Consider the following 16,871-nt stretch of genomic DNA (forward strand, 5'->3'; position numbering starts at 1 on the left):
GCCGACCGGGGCCGGCCCGGCTCCGCCCCGCTCCACCGAAAGGAACGCTCCATGAGCATCAATCCGTTCGAGAACCCCGATGGCAGCTACCTGGTCCTGGTCAACGAAGAGGGCCAGCACTCCCTCTGGCCGACCACCGTGGCGGTCCCGGCCGGCTGGGACACCGCGTTCGGCCCCGACAGCCGCCAGGCCGCCCTCGACCACATCGAAGCCAACTGGACGGACCTGCGCCCGCGCAGCCTGGCCGACCACGCCTGACCAGCGCACGACGGGCAGGGTGCGCCACCGGACGGGCCCGCCCGCCGGCTGAACGGCACGGCCACCGAAGGGCCAGGGCACCGAGGAGGTCCCATGACGAAGCCATACCGTCCGCGCGACCAGTTGGGCGGAGGCGAGAGGGCCGCCGCCGGCGCGCGCCCGCAGGCCGCCGGCGGCCAAGACGAACTCCGCACGCGGGAACGGCCCCGCGCCGGGCACGATCGAGCGTTGTCGCCGTGCCACGTTCCCCTCCCCGTTCGGCCCGACCCGCCGTCGGCCCAAGGACCACCCGGGAGAGCCGGGCGGCCACTCCTCGGAAGCCGCGCACGGCAAGAGTCCATCAGCCACACCCGGCCCTCCCGGGCCGTCTTACACCCTTCGGAGAAAACCATGAGCGAGCGAAGCCAGGCGGGCCGATGAGCACCACCGACGCGGACACGGGCCGTCCCGGCGTACCGGACCGCCAGCGGAACCCGTGGCTGGCGATGTTCGCCATCTGCTTCACCCAGTCGGTCGTCCTGCTGGACACCACTGCGGTGAACGTCGCGGTGCCCGCGCTGGGCGAGGGGCTGGGCGCCGGGGTCGACCAGGTGCTCTGGGTGATCAACGCCTACCTGCTCTCCTACGCGGTGCTGCTGGTCACCGGCGGTCGGCTGGGCGACCTGTACGGCACGCGCAAGTTGTTCCTCATCGGCCTGGCCGTGTTCGTCGTCGCGTCGGCGGCCTGCGGCATGGCCCAGACGCCCGGCCAGCTGATCGCCGCACGCGTCCTGCAGGGCGTCGGCGCCGCGCTGCAGACCCCGCAGGCGATGGCCATCATCACCATGATCTTCCCGGCCGGCCAGCGTGGCGCCGCGATGGGCGTCTGGGGTTCCTTCGCGGGCATCATCGCCGCCGCCGGTCCCACCCTCGGCGGCTTCCTCGTCTCCTGGATCGGCTGGCGGGGCATCTTCTACATCAACATCCCGGTCGGGGTGATCAGCGTGATCCTGGTGCTGGCCTTCATCCCGGCCCTGGCGCCGAACAGCAAGCCCCGGATCGACGTCCTCGGCTCCGTCCTGCTCACCCTCGCCATGTTCTGCGTGGTGTACGGCTTGATGGAGGGCGAGTCCCACCATTGGGGCAGCCTGTGGGGCCCGCTGAGCGTGCCGCTGCTGATGCTCATCGGCGTGGCCGTACTCGCGGTGTTCCTGCTGGTCGAGCGGGGCCGGCAGGACCGCGACCCGCTGGTGCCGTTCGCCATCCTGCGCGACCGCAACTTCACCGTGATGGCCGTGGTCGTCGGCGCGCTCCCGTGCGGCCTCGGCGGCATGCTCCTGCTCACCCCTCTCTACCTCCAAGAGGTGCAGGACTTCAGCGCCTTCCAGGCCGGCCTGCTCATCGCCGTCGCTCCGCTCGTATCGATCTTCATCGCACCGTACTCCGGCTCGCTCTGCGACCGATTCGGGGGCAAGTACGTGATGGTCGTGGGGCTGTCCCTGTTCGCCGCCGGGCTCGGGCTGCTGGCGGCGCTGACCCGCGCCGACTCCAGCTGGACGGCGCTGCTGCCCGGCCTGGTCTTCGTCGGCCTCGGCATGGGTGTGGCCTTCGCCCCGGCGGGCGTGGTCGCCTTCGAGAAGATCGAGCCGGCCATGTCCGGGGCCGCGTCCGGCCTGTTCAACACCACCCGCCTGTGCGGCAGCCTGCTCGGCAGCGCCATGGTCGGTGCACTCCTGCAGGTCCGGCTCGTCCAAGACGACACCACCAGTGCCATTCGCACCACCTTCCTGCTGCCGGCCGCCGTCCTGGTGGCCGCGGCGGTGGCCACCCTGCTGGTGCGGCGCTCGCGGCCCACGGCCGGCGAGGGAGCCGACAGTACCGACGACGCGGCGCCGGAGCCGGCCGCCAGCGGCAAGGCCTGACCGAGCGTCACATCTAATCCCGTCTCACCGGAGCCTGGGCTCCGTCGGGCCGCCGGCTCTCGCCCGGTCCGGATCCACCTTCGCCACAGGGGGGCAAGGCAGTGCACTTCAGTCTTTTCTACTTCGCGGACGGCCAGGGCCGGGGGCGCGAGCAGTACCGGCTGCTGCTTGAGGGCGCGCGGTTCGCCGACACCCACGGCTTCAGCGCCGTCTGGACGCCCGAGCGGCACTTCCACGAGTTCGGCGGCCAGTACCCCAACCCGGCGGTCACCGGTGCGGCGCTCGCCGCCGTCACCGAGCGAGTCGGCATCCGGGCCGGCAGCGTGGTCGGCCCGCTGCACCACCCCGTTCGGGTCGCCGAGGAGTGGTCGGTGGTCGACAACCTGTCCGAGGGCCGGGTGGGCCTCTCCTTCGCCTCCGGCTGGCACGCCGATGACTTCGTGCTGCGCCCGGAGAACTACGCCGGGCGCAAGGAGGTGCTGACCGAGACCATCGACACGGTGCGGCGTCTGTGGCGCCAGGAGGAGGTCACCCTGCCGAACGGCGACGGCACCCCGGTGGCCGTCCGCAGCTACCCCGCGCCCGTCCAGTCTGAACTGCCGGTCTGGCTCACCAGCGCGGGCAGCCCCGACACCTTCCGGCAGGCCGGCGAGCTGGGCCTCGGCCTGCTCACCCACTTGCTCGGCCAGGACGTGGAAGACCTCGGCAAGAAGATCGCCGCCTACCGGGCCGCCCTGCCCCCGGAGGCGGGGGGAGCCGCCGGACAGGTGGCACTGATGCTGCACACCTTCCTCGGCACCGACCGGGACGCCGTCCGTGAGACCGTCCGCCGGCCGTTCAGCGACTACATCCGCAGCTCGATCGGCCTGATCATGAAGGCCGCCGGGGACATCCTGCCCGGGGTCAACCCGGAGGAACTCGACGAGGACGACCTCGCCTTCCTGGTGGAGCGCTCCTTTGACCGCTACTTCGACACCGGCGGCCTGTTCGGCACGGTCGAGGACGGCCTGCGCACGCTGGAGCGCCTCGACGCGCTCGGCATCGACGAGGTGGCCTGTCTGATCGACTTCGGAGTCGACCCCGACCAGGTACTGGCCGCCCTGGAGCACCTGAACCTCCTCAAGGAGGCCTGGGCGGCCCGCGGGGCGGATTCGTGAACCTCCTGCTGGTCACCGGCAGCATCGCCGGCACGTCCAGCTGCCACACGCTCACCGGCCTGATCGCCGAACGGTCCGCACTGACCGGGACGCTGACGGCCGGCGAACTCGACGGCTCGCTGCTGGCCCTGCCCGCCCTCGACCCGGACCGCTACCGCACCGGCGAACTGCTGCGGGACCCGGCGGTGGCCCGGCTGCGCAAGGAGGTGGCCGCCGCCGACGCGGTGGTGCTGGCCACTCCGGTCCAGCACGGCAGCCTCTCCGGGGTGCTCAAGAACCTCCTGGACCACCTGCCGGACACCGCGTTCGCCGATCGTCCGGTCCTGGTCGCGGCCACCGCGACCAGCCTGCACAACGCCTCGGGCGCCTGCGACCACCTGCGGACGGTGGTCCGCGCGCTCGGCGGTTGGGCCGTGCCCACCCACCTGGTGGCGCAGCGCGGCGACTTCGCCGACCCCGCCGCGCGGGAAGTGCTCACCGCCCGGATCGACCAGGCCGTGGCCGAGCTCGCCCGGTTCGCCTCGACGCTGGGGCCGGCCGTGCGCTGATCCCGTGCCCGCGCCCCCGCGGCCGCCCCGTGACCGTGCTCCGCGGCCGGGCCCGCACCGGCGCGGCGGAGCCCTCGGGCGAAGGCCCGAACGACCACGTCTGCATCGACCTTCCCGGTCTCGACGGCACTCCGGCCACCGAGCTCGTCAACGAGACCAGCGGCGTCGCCCTGCTGTACGCGACGGAGGGCTGCGTCGGGCACCCGATGGACGCGGTGGCACCCGGTCGGGCCACGGTCGTCCGCACCTACTCCGTGGTCTTCGTCCCCGCCGGCTGAACCGCCGCGACCCGACCGCCGCGACCCGACCGACCCGACCGGCCGGCCCGGTCCGGGAGGGCGCCCATGGAACAGGGCCGCCCGGGGAGATCTCCTCCCGGGCGGCCCCGTGGTTGGTCAGTGGTCACTCACCCGCGGTCAGAAGGTGAGCTTCCAGCTGTTGATGTAGCCCGTGTCGGCACTGGCGAGGTCGGCGACCCGGAGCTTCCAGACGCCCTGGGCCACCTCGGACGAAGCGTTCACGGTGAAGGACTGGACGATGTTGTCCGCGCTTCCGCCGGTGCGGTTGCGCAGGTTGTAGACGCTGCCGTCGGGGGCGACCAGGTCGACCTTGAGGTCACCGACGTAGGTGTGGACGATGTTCACGTCCACCTTCAGGGCGCTCGACGCGTTGCCGGTGCGCGATACGGAGATCGGGGACTCCACGGTGGAGTTGTCCGCGATCTGGTAGTCCGTGGTGTTCTCGAAGACGCTCGGCTGCGAGGTGCCGACGGTCCAGGTGAACGACGCCGTGGCGGTCTTGCTCGCGGAGTCCGTCACCGTGACGGTCACGTTGGACGTGCCGGCGGTGGTGGCGGTGCCGGAGATCAGGCCGGTGGAGGCGTTGATCGACAGCCCGGCCGGCAGGCCGGTCGCCGCGTAGCTCAGCGCACCGGCGTTGGTGCTGCTGGCCTGGATCTGCAGGCTGACCGCGCTGCCCGTGACGGTGGTCTGGTTACCGGGGTTGGTGACCGTGACACCGCTCACGACACGGGGGCCGACGTTGACGGCGGCCCAGGCGTTCGCCGTGTTGTTGTAGGTGGTCGAGCCCGCGCCGTACAGGTCGGCGGCGGCCTGCAGGGTGGCCGTACGGGCGGCCGCGTAGTTGGTGTTCGACTTGAAGTAGCCCGCCGTCAGCGCGCGGAACCAGATCTTCGAGGCGGCGTCGCGGCCGATCGCGGTGACCGGCTGGCCGTCCGAGGTCGGCGAGTCGTAGCTCACCCCGTTGACGACCTTGGCGCCCGAGCCCTCGGAGGCCAGGTAGTACCAGTGGTTGGCCGGGCCCGAGGAGTAGTGGACGTCGATGGAGCCGATGCCGGAGTACCACGCGTCCTTGGAGGAGCCGTCCCTGCTCGGCTTGTCCATGTAGCGCAGCGGGGTGCCGTTGCCCCGGATGTCGATCTTCTCGCCGACCAGGTAGTCGCCGACGTCCTGCGCGTTGTTGGCGTGGAACTCCACGGCCGCCGCGAAGATGTCGGAGGTCGCCTCGTTCAGGCCGCCGGGCTCGCCGGAGTAGGTCATGTTGCCGGTGACCGAGGTCAGGCCGTGGGTCATCTCGTGCGCGGCCACGTCGATGGAGGTCAGCGGCTTCGCGTTGCCGTCACCGTCGCCGTAGGTCATGCAGAAGCAGGAGTCCTGCCAGAAGGCGTTCACGTAGTTGTTGCCGTAGTGGACCCGGGTGTACGGGGCCACGCCGTCGTTGCGCAGGCCGTTGCGGCCGTGCACGTTCTTGTAGTAGTCCCAGGTGAGGGCCGCGCCGTAGTGGGCGTCGGCGCCGGCCGTCTCCAGGTTGGCCGGCAGGCCGTTGCCCCAGGTGTCGTCCGGGCCGGAGAACAGCGTGCCGGTACCGGAGGTACCCCGGTTGAGGTTGTAGGTCTTGTGCGCGCCGCGGGCGGCGTCGGTCAGGTTCCAGGTGCTGCCCGACTGGGTGGTGCCGAGGGTCACCTGGCCGCTGTACTGGGTGTTGCCGGTGCCGGTCTCGACGGCCTGCCACTCGGTGATCTTGGCGCCGGTCTTGGCGTCGGTCACCACGTGCAGCTCGTTGGGCGTCCCGTCGTGCTGGAGGCCGCCGACGACGGTCTCGTACGCGAGGACGGGAGCGCCTTCCGCCGCCCAGATCACCTTGCGGGCGGACTTGGAGGCCTTGGCCTCCTTGGATCCCTCGGCGTTGGCGGCGGAGACGGCCTGGCTCTCGGCGGCCGACGGGGCGACCGAGGGGGTGGTGTCCGCCACCTTGATCTCGTGGTGCGTCGCCTTGGTGACGCTCTTGGTCACACCGTCCTTGGCGTGGACCGTGAGGTCGCCGCCGAGGACGGGCAGACCGTCGTAGGTCCGCTCGTACGAGGTGTGCGTGGTGCCGTCCGCGTCCTTGACCACATCGCGGACGACGAGCTTCTCACCGCTGCCGAGACCGAGCGCCTTGGCCGCCTGTGCGGTGGTCGAGTCGGCCTCGGCGAGGAGCGTCGCACGCTCCGATGCGCTGAGGTTCACGTTGGCCGCGCCCGGGTTGGGCTGGGCGGCCGTGCGGGCCTGCGACGCGGTGGCGTCGGCGGTCGCGGTGCCGGTCTGTATGCCGACGGCCAGCATGGCTGCCGCGGCTATGAGCGCGCCGGCCGCAGTGGCACGTCTGTGGGGGGTGGGACTCAACGCAGACTCCTTCTGCAAGGGGGTTCCGGACGACTGGGTGAGGTCTCCGGGCAGATCAGGGGGCAGTGCGATGAACGGTCGAAGACTGGCAGTTGCGGGGCGGGATGTCAGGACCGCGTCAAAAGGTTGGCCGGAAACAGTCCGTTGTCCGTAGTGACGCGTCCGGTATCCGGAACATCCACCTGTGTGTGCGAAAGGAGCGGCCGGAATTCGGAACGATTGGTACCGGTTGCTAACGCTTGGGCAACAACAGGCCGCGTTCAGTCGAACGGCATCTGCCGTACTGGCGTTTGTCGTACTGTTTCCCGGTGCGCCGGATGTCCGAGGCCTGGGGAAGCCAAGGGCCGGCGCCGCTGTCATAGACCACGTGCCAGGGGGGCCCATGAGGCATGTCCATTTTCCTGCGCAAAGAGTGGCCGGATCGGCCCGGAAGCCATCGGCGCCCGCGCGTCGGCTCGGTGACAAGGCCCGCTGGTACCTGCCGGCCGCGGTCGCCACGGACTTCGTCGGCGCAGCCCTGCCCGTAGGGCTCGTCTTCGACGCCGCGCAGCAGGTCAGGCCGGCGTACTGCGCCCTCGTCGCCGCCCTCGCGTGGACCGGCGTGCAGGCGCTGCGGCGCCGGTACACCGCCCGGCTGCTCGGGGAATCCCGCGGGGTGCTGCCCGTACTGCACGACTGGCTGATTCTGATCGGCGTCCTCGCGGTGGCCCGCGTCGTCACCGGCGAGAGCACGCCCCGGCTGGCCGCGCTCGGAGCCCTGCTGCCGGCCCTCCTCATCACCGTCGCCTGCCACAAGCTGACGTACCGCCACCTCTCGGCGGCCCGCCGCGAGGCCCAGGCCGTCAGCCGGGTCCTGGTCGTCGGCGAGCCCGATGCCGCCGAGGACCTCATCGCACGCCTCGCCGCCCGCACCGACCATCCGTACGTCGTCGTCGGCGTCGTCCCGGTCGGCGTCGGCTCCCTCGTCAGCGGCGTGCCCGTCGCGGCCCGGCTCGACGCCGACATGCCGCAGCCGCTGAGCGGCGACTCCGCGGCCGTGCTCGACGCCGTCGGCCGCCTCGACGCCGACCTGGTGCTGGTCGCCCCCGGGGCGCGGATCTCGGGGGAGCGGCTGCGCCGGGTCGCCTGGGCGCTGCACGACGCCGGGCTCGAACTCGCCGTCTTCCCCGGGCTCGTGGAGGTGTCCGTCAAGCGGCTGGAGACCCTGTCCGCCGGGGGGCTCGCGGTGCTGCGGGTCGCGCCGCCGGTGAGCGCCGGGGTCCAGACCCTGCTCAAGTCGGCCCTGGACCGCGCCGGAGCCGCGCTCGGGCTGCTGCTCCTGTCGCCGCTGTTCCTCGCGATCGTGCTGGCGATACGCCTCGGCTCACGCGGCCCGGCCTTCTACCGGCAGCGGCGCATCGGCCGCGACGGCGCCCCGTTCGTCATGTGGAAGTTCCGCACGATGGTCGCCGACGCCGATGCCCGCAAGGCCGAGCTGTCCGGGGCCAACGAACACGACGGCCTGATGTTCAAGATGCGCCGCGACCCCCGGGTGACCCGCGTCGGCCGGCTCCTGCGCCGCACCTCGCTGGACGAACTGCCGCAGCTGCTCAATGTGCTGGCCGGCGACATGTCGCTGGTCGGCCCGCGCCCGCCGCTGCCGGATGAGGTGGCGAAGTACGACGAGGTCGAGCTGCGCCGGCTCACCGTGCGCCCCGGGATGACAGGCCTGTGGCAGATCAGCGGGCGGTCGGACCTGTCCTGGGACGAAACGATTCAGCTGGACCTGCAGTACGTCGACAACTGGTCCTTCACCAGCGACGTCGACGTCATGGGCCGCACGCTCCGCGCCGTCGTCGACGGTCGCGGAGCGTACTGAGGGCGCCGGATGAGGTCAGCCCTGCTCGCGCCACCACCGGTACGTGGCCGCGATGCCGTCCCGCAGCGGGACGGCCGGCTTCCAGCCGAGCGCCGTCAGACGGCTGACGTCGAGGAGCTTGCGCGGGGTCCCGTCCGGCTTGGAGGTGTCCCAGGCCAGGCGGCCCCGGAAGCCCGTCACCTCGGCGACCGTCTCGGCCAGCTCCCGGATGGTCAGGTCCTCGCCGCAGCCGATGTTGACGGGCTCGTCACCGTCGTAGCCGCCGAGCAGCACCGCACAGGCCGCCGCCAGGTCGTCGACGTGCAGGAACTCCCGGCGCGGAGTGCCCGAACCCCACAGGGTCACCTCCTCGCGGCCCTCGGCGGCGGCCTCGTGGAAACGCCGGATGAGGGCGGGCAGCACGTGCGAGGACTCCAGGTCGAAGTTGTCGCCCGGGCCGTAGAGATTGGTCGGCATGGCCGAGATGTACGAGGCCCCGTACTGCTTGCGGTACGACTGGACCTGGACGATGCCGGCGATCTTCGCGAGGGCGTAGGCCTCGTTGGTCGGCTCCAGCGGGCCGGTCAGCAGGGCCTCCTCGCGGATCGGCTGCGGAGCCAGCTTCGGGTAGATGCAGGAGGAGCCGAGGAAGAGCAGGCGCCCGACCCCGGCCGCGTGCGACCCGGCGATGACGCTCAGCTGGATCTTGAGGTTGTCCTCCAAGAACTGCACCGGGTACGTGCTGTTGGCCATGATCCCGCCGACCTTGGCGGCGGCCAGCACGACGGCGTCCGGGCGGACGTCCTTGAGGTACGCCTCCGTCGCGGCGGCGTCGCGCAGGTCGAGCTCCGCGCGTCCCCGGCTGAGCACCTCGTGACCGTCGGCGGTGAGCCGCCGGACGACCGCGGACCCCACGAGGCCGCGGTGGCCCGCGACGAAGACGCGGGCGTGCGGGGGCAGGAGCGGCAGCGAACTTGTCATACCGCCGATGATGCCAGTCCGCTCCCGCGGGGGTGGCAGTGGTCCGGCTACCGCCGGCCCGGCACGGCCGCGCCCGGCGTGCGGCGCCCGGCGTGCCGCGCCGGCACGGCCGGTCCGGTCCGGCCGCGGGCTTCGGCGTGCCGCCGGGGCGGACGGGGCGGGTGCGCCCACGGATTCGGCGCTGCGCGCATGCGGCCGGTCCGGGGCTCCGGCGCGCGGTATCCGCGGCTCGGCGCCGATCTCGGCCCGCCGCCGTCGCGGGCAGGCCGCCCGTTCGGCCCGTCCCGGGCTCCGGGCCGTCCCGCGCTCCCGGCCCGCGCCCGGGCTTCGGCCGCCGGCCCTCCTGGGCCGGGCGGCGCCCCGCTCCGCGCACCGCATCCGCGGGCTGTGGCCGGACGGCCGACCGGCGCCGAGGCGGCCCGGGCCGGCGTGTACGGTACGCATCCGGCGCCGGGCGCCCGGCCCGCAGCGGGGGCGTCCTGCCGAGGCCCTCGGCCGACCACCCGCACACGCTCATCCGTACCGCATCCGGCGAACCGCAACGACACCCAGGGGGACCACACATGGCCAAGACCGCACTGATCACCGGCGTCACCGGCCAGGACGGCTCGTACCTCGCCGAGCTCCTGCTCTCCAAGGGCTACACGGTGCACGGTCTGGTGCGGCGGTCCTCCAGCTTCAACACGGAGCGGATCGATCACATCTACCAGGATCCGCAGGCCCCCAACCGGTCCTTCGTCCTGCACCACGCCGACCTCTCCGACGGCGTCGCCCTGGTGAACCTGCTGCGCGAGATATGCCCCGACGAGGTCTACAACCTCGGCGCCCAGTCGCATGTGCGGGTCTCCTTCGACGCGCCCCTGTACACCGGTGACGTGACCGGCCTCGGCGCGCTGCGCCTGCTGGAGGCGATCCGCGCCAGCGGCATCGACACCCGCATCTACCAGGCCTCGTCCTCGGAGATGTTCGGCGCGACTCCGCCGCCGCAGAACGAGGGGACCCCCTTCCACCCGCGCAGCCCGTACGGCGCCGCGAAGGTCTTCGCGTACTGGACCACGGTGAACTACCGCGAGGCGTACGGCATGTTCGCCGTCAACGGGATCCTCTTCAACCACGAGTCCCCGCGCCGTGGCGAGACCTTCGTGACCCGCAAGATCACCCGCGCGGTCGCCCGTATCAAGGCCGGTCTGCAGGAGAAGCTCTACCTCGGCAACCTCGACGCCGTCCGCGACTGGGGTTACGCCCCGGAGTACGTGGACGCCATGTGGCGCATGCTCCAGCAGGACGAGGCGACGGACTACGTCGTCGCCACCGGCGTGGCCGCGACCGTCCGCGAGTTCGTCGAGGCCTCCTTCGCCCACGCGGGTCTCGACTGGAACGAGCACGTGCGCTACGACCCCAAGTACGAGCGCCCCAGCGAGGTGGACGCGCTCATCGGCGACGCCTCCAAGGCTCATGACCTGCTCGGCTGGAAGCCGACGGTCCTGGTCGCGGAACTGGCGAAGATCATGGTGGACGCAGACATCCGCCAGGTCGAGGACCAACTGGCGGGCGCGAGCGTTCGCGTCGACCGCTGAGGCCTTATATTGCCCCTAGGTTTGCCGTGTCTGCGTCACGTTCGTGCGGTGTGTGCGGGCGTGACCCGGACCGGGGCACGCCCGCCGTATGTCCGAAGTGCGCCCTCCAGCTGAACCCGTTCATTCCAAGTTGGTACGCAATGGGGGCAAGTGGGGTGACCGGGCCCAGCATGAGCCTTAGTCTGCGCCAGTACATATGGCTGTTCGGATAGTTCCAGCCATCAAACCGGGCCATTGCCCTGGGGGGCTCATGCGTAGATCCAGAGGGCTGACTGCTGCCCTCGTCCTGTCACTGGCCGGCGCCGGCACCGGTATAGGCCTGGTGCTGATGCCTCAGGCGTCCGCCATCACGCCGCCGGTGGCATTCACCGCCGACGCGCTGCCCACCTGGCAGCCGAACGGCATCGTCTGGGCCATGGCCCAGGCGAACGGCACCGTCTTCGCCGGCGGCACCTTCTCGGCGGTCCGCCCGCCGGACGGGGCCGGCAGCGGCACGGAGCGGGAGGCCGTGAACTTCGTCGCGCTCGACGCCGCGACGGGCGTCCCCACCTCCTGCAAGCTCGCCTTCACCATCAGCGAAGGCAGTGCCACCGTGCGTACGCTGGTCGTCTCCAAGGACGGCAAGACCCTGTACGCGGGCGGCTCCTTCGGCGCCGTCAACGGCACCCCCGTCTCCAGCGTCGCCGCGATCGACATCGCGACCTGCACGCCCAAGCCGTCCTTCCACCCGAGCTTCCCCGCCACCGTGCGGTCGCTCGCGGTCTCCGACGACAACACGCTCTACGCGGCAGGCGACTTCGGCACCGTCGAGGGCCAGACCCGCGAGCGGTTCGCCGCGGTCGACGCCACCTCCGGTGCGCTCAAGCCCTTCACCGCCAACGCCGACGAGCCGGGCCGTGCGATCGAGGTCACCCCGGACGGCAAGAACGTGCTGCTCGGGGGCGATTTCTTCAGCGTCAACGGCGCCAACACGCACGCCCTCGCCGTGGTCAACGCCACCACCGGTGCGGTGACCAAGACCTACACGAACATCCCGTCGAACTCGGTCGTCAAGGACATCTCCACCGACGCCACCGGCTTCTACACGGGCAACGAGGGATCGGGCGGCGGCGTCTTCGACGGCCGCATCGGCCTGCGGCTCAGCGACTTCGGCGAGAAGTGGCGCGACCGCTGCCTGGGCGCGACGCAGTTCGTCCTGCCGTACGACGGAGTGCTCTACAGCTCCTCCCACGCGCACGACTGCTCCACCGAGAACGAGTTCCCCGACGGCAAGCGGCACTTCCTGCTCGCCCAGCCGACCGACCACGAAGGCGCCGCCCCCGCGCCCGTGAACGGATTCGTGCGCGGGCCGGGCAAGCTGGGCTGGCACCCCACCGCCAACGACGGCCTCGGCGAGGGCATCGGCCCGCGCGTCATGGCCGTCGCGCAGAAGAACGACGTCGAGTACATGTGGGTGGGCGGCGAGTTCACCCTCATCAACGGCAAGCCGCAGCAGGCCCTCACCCGCTTCGCCTCCACCGGCGACGTCGGCGCCCCCACCACGCCGGTCGCCAGCGCCGCCAGCGTCAAGCCCGGCGAGGCCCAGGTGCGCTGGCGCACCAGCTACGACGCCGACGACAGCAAGCTGACCTACCGGATCTACCGCGACGGTTCGGCCACCCCGATCGCCTCCGTCACCGCGAGCTCCCTGGAGTGGGAACGGCCGCAGGCCTCCTGGACCGACACCACCGTCAAGGCCGGCCAGTCCTACACCTACCGCGTGACCGCGACCGACGGGGCGGGCAACACCAGCGCCCTGTCGGCCACCTCCTCCGTCACGGTCCCGGCCTCGGTGCAGGCGTACCCGAACCAGGTCCGCGCGGACGGCGCCCAGCTGTACTGGCGCTACGACGACACCTCCAGCCCCTACGTCGCCGACTCCTCGAACGGCGGCAACACCAGCGGCATCCAGGTCAACGCCCCGGCCCTGCGCCAGACCCCCGGCGCCGTCACCGGTCCCAGCACAGCGATGGGCTTCAACGGCACCAGCCAGCAGGTGCACAGCGACCACCGCCAGACGGTCGGCAGCGCCTACACCATCGAGACCTGGTTCAAGACCGGCACCACGCGCGGCGGCAAGCTGGTCGGCTTCGGCAACAACACCACCCGCAACAGCGGCACGTACGACAAGCACATCTACATGACCAGCGCCGGCCGACTGGTCTTCGGCGTCCACAACGGCTCCGCCCGGACCATCTCCACCGGTCTGTTCGACACCTACAACGACAACAAGTGGCACCACGTGGTCGCGACCCAGGGCCCCGGCGGCATGGCCCTCTACGTCGACGGCCAGAGCAAGGGCACGCTGGACGTCAAGGACTCCGCCCAGTACGCGGGCTTCTGGCACGTCGGCGGCGACAACCTCGCCGGCTGGCCGAACCGCCCCGTGAGCAACTTCTTCGCCGGCCAGATCGACGAGACGGCCGTCTACCCCAAGGTGCTCACCCAGGCCCAGGTCAAGAACCACTTCGACCTGGCCAAGGCCCCCTCCGACACGGTCTCCCAGATCAGCGCGACCGAGGACACCTACATCAACCAGGGCGCACCGGGCACCGCCTACGGCACGTCCACCTCGCTCGCGGTGCGCGGCACCTCGGCGTACGAGACGTACCTGCGCTTCAACCTCCCGGCCGCCCCGGCCGGTCAGGTCCTGAAGTCCGCCACGCTGCAGATCAAGACCACGACGCAGACGGGCGCCGGCACCGCCGACACCGTGTCCGTGGTCCCGGTCACCGGCACCTGGAGCGGCGCGAGCACCACCTTCAACACCAAGCCCACCCTCGGCACCACCGTGCTGGGCACCCTCGCGGGCGTGCCGGACGGTTCGGCGGTCCACTCCGTCCCGCTGGACACCACCGCCCTGTCCGCGGTGCTGGGCAGCGGGTACAGCCTGGGGCTGAAGAGCACCGGCACCGACCCGCTGTGGATCTGGTCCGCGGAGGCGACGGCAGCGCAGGGGACTCCGCAGTTGGTCCTCACCTTCGGAAAGTAGAAACCGCCTGACGGTGTGCGGGGCCCGGCTAGCCGGCCGGGCCCCGCACACCTGTCCCACCCAGTAAGTACGGGAGCCCACTGATGTACCGACGCTCCGCGGCGGCCGCCGTTCTGCTGACCGCCGCCCTGACGCTGACCGCCTGCGGTTCGGGCGGGGACAAGGCCGACTCCGACGGGCCGGTGAAGGCCAAGCCGCCGGCCACGGCCCCCGTGCCGGATCCGGCCGACGCCCCGCCACCGTCGGCCCCGGCGCCCGACGCGAAGCCCACGGGACCCGTCCTGCCGGACTCCGCACTCAAGCCGAAGACGGGCAGCTTCACGGAGCAGGAGCGGAAGTACCTGAGCGGGCGCGTACCGGAGAAGACCGACCCGGCGGCCGTCCTCCAGACCGGCCACGAGGCCTGCCAGCGGGTGGAGCGCACCGCGAAGCGGGACAAGGACGCCGCGACCGGAGCGGTCATCACCGGCGAGATCCCGGATGCCAAGGACTCGATCACGCACCTGTGCCCGGAGCAGAAGCCGATCCTGGCGGCGGCCGAGAAGGGCTTCGCCGAGGGTCCGCGCCCGTCGCCGGCGGCGGGCACCTACCGGGCGCTGACGCAGGCCGTCAACTGCACCTGGGAGGCGAAGGGCAAGGACGGTTCGGTCCTGGCCTCGGGCCCCGAAGCCCCCCTCAAGGCGGGCGACAAGATCACCGCGACCATCCCGGCGGGCACCGCGGAGTTCACCTCCGCGGGCTGCTACGCGTGGGTGCCGGCGTAAGGGCCCGGCACCGGGCCGCGCGGGCCCGGCCCGCGAGATCCGAAGGCGGCACCCTGGGCGTATTGCCCCGTCCGCCCGCGTACGTCAGCGCCCCCGAGACCGAACTGCCGGTCCTCGGGGGCGTTTTCGCATCCCGCCTGCGGGTAACCGCGTATCCAGAGCGTGACCACGTCGTCAACTGGAGAGGCGAGTCCTATGGGAGGCCTGGGTGGCTGCATCGGCCTGATCGTGGTGGGGGCCATCCTCACCTTCGCCACCGACTGGGAGATGCGCAGCGTCGACCTCGATCTGGTCGGCCTGATCATGATGGCGGTGGGAGCCATCGGCCTCGCCGTCTACACGAGCGTCCTCAAACGCCGCCGCACCGCGGGCGCGATCCCGGTGGTCGAGGAACACCGCCGCGACGTGATCTAGGTTCTGTGGGGCCCGGCGTGCCGCGCCGATCCGTACGCCGATTCGTACACCGGGATCAGGGTGTCCAGGACGGCGTCCATCGAGAAGGAGCCGGCGGCCAGTTCGCGCGCCGACCGGGAGGCGGTGGCATTGGCGGCCGGGTCCAGCAGCGCCAGGACGGCCGCGGCGACTCCGGCGGGGCCGGGGTCGACCGCCAGGCCGGCCCCCGCCGCCGCGATGTCGCGGGCCAGGCCGTTGGAGTGGGTCACCACCGAGGGGACGCCCACGGAGAGCGCCTCCAGGACCGACATCGGGAACGGCTCCTCCACGGAGGGCAGTACGTAGACGTGCGCCCGGCGCAGTTCCGCCAGGACCTCCGCACTGGAAAGGGCCCCCGGGACCGCGAAACGGTCCGACAGGCCCAGGGCGGCGACGCGGGCCCGTACGGCCCCGAGCTCGCCCTCGTCCGGGCCGGCCACCACGAACCGCGCGTCCGGGTGCGCGGCGAGCACCGCCGGAGCCGCGTCCACGAAGTCGACCGGCCGCTTACGGGCCTGCAGGCGCGCCGAGTACAGGATGCGGGGCGGCCCGGCCGGGGCGGGGCGCTCCTCCTGCGCCGGGGTGCCGTTGACCAGGCGGAGCGCCCCGGCCAGCGGCGCGCCGGCCACCGCGTCCAGGGCGTCGCGCTCGTGCGCGGTCAGATACAGCACCGCGTCCGCGCCGCGCAGCAGCCGCCGTACCGCCACCGCGTCCAGGACCTTGGCCAGCAGCTTCTCGCTCGGGTCCACCATCCCGTGGGTCTGCAGCACCAGCGGCTTGCCGGCCCGCAGCGCCGCCAGCGCCACGGGCAGGGTCACCAGGTCCCGCGCGAGGTGTACGTGCACGAGATCCGCCTCCCGCACCAGGCGCCCCGCCGAGGCCAGCAGCGCCGGCGAGGTCATCCCGCTGAAGCCCAGGGGCAGCAGGCGCCGCGCCGGGAAGAGCTTGGCGGGGACGCCCTCCACGCGGGACGGCCAGGGGTCGAAGCCCTCGCCGAGCGCCAGCAGCCGCGCCTCGTGGCCCCGGGCCCGCAGCCCCTTGGCGAGATTCAGCGCCACCCGTACCGGGCCGCCGAAGGCATGGGAGGGCGAGTGCAGCGTAACGGCGTGCAGGACTCTCACTTGGGCTCCTCGACCGGGCGGCGCCGCCCGTCCATCGTCTGCAGGGTCAGCTCGGGCAGGTCCCGGTGTACGACGGCCCCGGCGCCCGCGACCGCGCAGCGGCCCACGGTGACCCCGGCCAGCACGGTGGCCCGTACCGCCACCCACGCGCCGTCCTCCACCACGATCGGCGCGTTGCGGTAACCGAAGCCGGCGGCGCGGTGGTCGTGCGAGCCGGTGCACAGCATCGCCTCCTGCGAGACGCACACGTGCGAACCGATCGTCACCGGCTCCAGGTTCAGCAGCCAGGCACCCTCGCCGATCCAGGTGTGGTCCCCGACCGTCAGCTTCCAGGGCCACAGCACGCGCACCTTGTGCCGGATCAGCACCCCTTCGCCGATCTTCGCCCCGAACGCCCGCAGCAGCGCGACCCGCAGCCGCGCCGGGCAGAACCACGCCATGAACAGCGTGTTCATCACGGCGAACCAGAGCGCCTGCGTCAGCAGCCCGCGCCCCTTGTCGTATCCGGCCAGCGTGAAGGCAGGTAGATCACGCAACGGAAGCCCCCCTCGGTCATGCCCAGCTCCACCCCCACCGGCGC

The 16,871-nt window shown here is 72.0% G+C and carries 14 protein-coding genes; 10 read left to right on the forward strand and 4 right to left on the reverse strand.

The window, feature by feature from the left end; genetic code table 11:
- The first annotated feature begins 51 nt into the window (after positions 1–51).
- From ACWDX7_RS12025 to ACWDX7_RS12045, 5 genes are all read left to right on the forward strand, one after another.
- Complete coding sequence (locus ACWDX7_RS12025) at positions 52–258, forward strand: MbtH family protein (protein WP_451491219.1); 207 nt, start codon at positions 52–54, stop codon at positions 256–258.
- A gap of 416 nt (positions 259–674) precedes the next feature.
- Positions 675–2,159, forward strand: a complete 1,485-nt coding sequence (locus ACWDX7_RS12030; RefSeq protein ID WP_451491218.1) for a DHA2 family efflux MFS transporter permease subunit — start codon at positions 675–677, stop codon at positions 2,157–2,159.
- A 101-nt stretch (positions 2,160–2,260) separates the two neighbouring features.
- The gene (locus tag ACWDX7_RS12035; protein ID WP_451491217.1) at positions 2,261–3,316 is read left to right on the forward strand and encodes a MupA/Atu3671 family FMN-dependent luciferase-like monooxygenase; all 1,056 of its coding nucleotides are present in this window, start codon (positions 2,261–2,263) and stop codon (positions 3,314–3,316) included.
- Positions 3,313–3,864, forward strand: coding sequence for an NADPH-dependent FMN reductase (locus ACWDX7_RS12040; protein ID WP_451491216.1), 552 nt, complete (start codon positions 3,313–3,315; stop codon positions 3,862–3,864). Before ACWDX7_RS12035 ends, ACWDX7_RS12040 begins: the two co-directional genes overlap by 4 nt.
- Positions 3,865–3,893: 29 nt before the next feature.
- Positions 3,894–4,142: a hypothetical protein gene (locus ACWDX7_RS12045; protein ID WP_451491215.1), complete on the forward strand. Its 249-nt coding sequence runs from the start codon at positions 3,894–3,896 to the stop codon at positions 4,140–4,142.
- Between the two features lie 138 nt (positions 4,143–4,280).
- On the opposite strand, the gene ACWDX7_RS12050 is transcribed toward ACWDX7_RS12045, so the two are convergent.
- Positions 4,281–6,548 carry a M4 family metallopeptidase gene (locus ACWDX7_RS12050; protein ID WP_451491214.1) on the reverse strand — a complete coding sequence of 756 codons (2,268 nt, stop codon included), beginning with the start codon at positions 6,546–6,548 and terminating at the stop codon, positions 4,281–4,283.
- Positions 6,549–6,930: 382 nt separating this feature from the next.
- Here ACWDX7_RS12050 and ACWDX7_RS12055 point away from each other — a divergent pair, with 382 nt between their 5' ends.
- Positions 6,931–8,406: a sugar transferase gene (locus tag ACWDX7_RS12055; RefSeq protein ID WP_451491213.1), complete on the forward strand. Its 1,476-nt coding sequence runs from the start codon at positions 6,931–6,933 to the stop codon at positions 8,404–8,406.
- 15 nt (positions 8,407–8,421) lie between these two features.
- Here ACWDX7_RS12055 and ACWDX7_RS12060 read toward each other — a convergent pair whose 3' ends face one another.
- Positions 8,422–9,366 (reverse strand): GDP-L-fucose synthase family protein, encoded by a 945-nt coding sequence (locus tag ACWDX7_RS12060; protein ID WP_451491212.1) that lies wholly within the window; start codon positions 9,364–9,366, stop codon positions 8,422–8,424.
- Positions 9,367–9,929: 563 nt separating this feature from the next.
- Here ACWDX7_RS12060 and gmd point away from each other — a divergent pair.
- The 4 genes from gmd to ACWDX7_RS12080 all read left to right on the forward strand — a co-directional run bounded on the left by gmd (position 9,930) and on the right by ACWDX7_RS12080 (position 15,152).
- On the forward strand, positions 9,930–10,943 hold the full coding sequence (gmd, locus tag ACWDX7_RS12065) for a GDP-mannose 4,6-dehydratase (protein ID WP_451491211.1): 1,014 nt from the start codon (positions 9,930–9,932) through the stop codon (positions 10,941–10,943).
- A gap of 250 nt (positions 10,944–11,193) precedes the next feature.
- The gene (locus tag ACWDX7_RS12070) at positions 11,194–13,974 is read left to right on the forward strand and encodes a CBM96 family carbohydrate-binding protein (RefSeq protein ID WP_451491210.1); all 2,781 of its coding nucleotides are present in this window, start codon (positions 11,194–11,196) and stop codon (positions 13,972–13,974) included.
- Between the two features lie 83 nt (positions 13,975–14,057).
- Positions 14,058–14,738 (forward strand): hypothetical protein, encoded by a 681-nt coding sequence (locus ACWDX7_RS12075; RefSeq protein WP_451491209.1) that lies wholly within the window; start codon positions 14,058–14,060, stop codon positions 14,736–14,738.
- Between the two features lie 195 nt (positions 14,739–14,933).
- Positions 14,934–15,152: a DUF6458 family protein gene (locus ACWDX7_RS12080; protein ID WP_451491208.1), complete on the forward strand. Its 219-nt coding sequence runs from the start codon at positions 14,934–14,936 to the stop codon at positions 15,150–15,152.
- Here ACWDX7_RS12080 and ACWDX7_RS12085 read toward each other — a convergent pair.
- A complete protein-coding gene (locus tag ACWDX7_RS12085) occupies positions 15,149–16,291 on the reverse strand; it encodes a glycosyltransferase (protein ID WP_451491207.1) in 1,143 nt (380 codons plus the stop codon). The genes ACWDX7_RS12080 and ACWDX7_RS12085 overlap by 4 nt on opposite strands.
- The gene (locus ACWDX7_RS12090; RefSeq protein WP_451491206.1) at positions 16,288–16,827 is read right to left on the reverse strand and encodes a WcaF family extracellular polysaccharide biosynthesis acetyltransferase; all 540 of its coding nucleotides are present in this window, start codon (positions 16,825–16,827) and stop codon (positions 16,288–16,290) included. The genes ACWDX7_RS12085 and ACWDX7_RS12090 overlap by 4 nt, the downstream gene beginning before the upstream one ends.
- Positions 16,828–16,871: the final 44 nt, after the last annotated feature.

Source organism: Streptomyces sp. NPDC003034, from assembly GCF_053591375.1.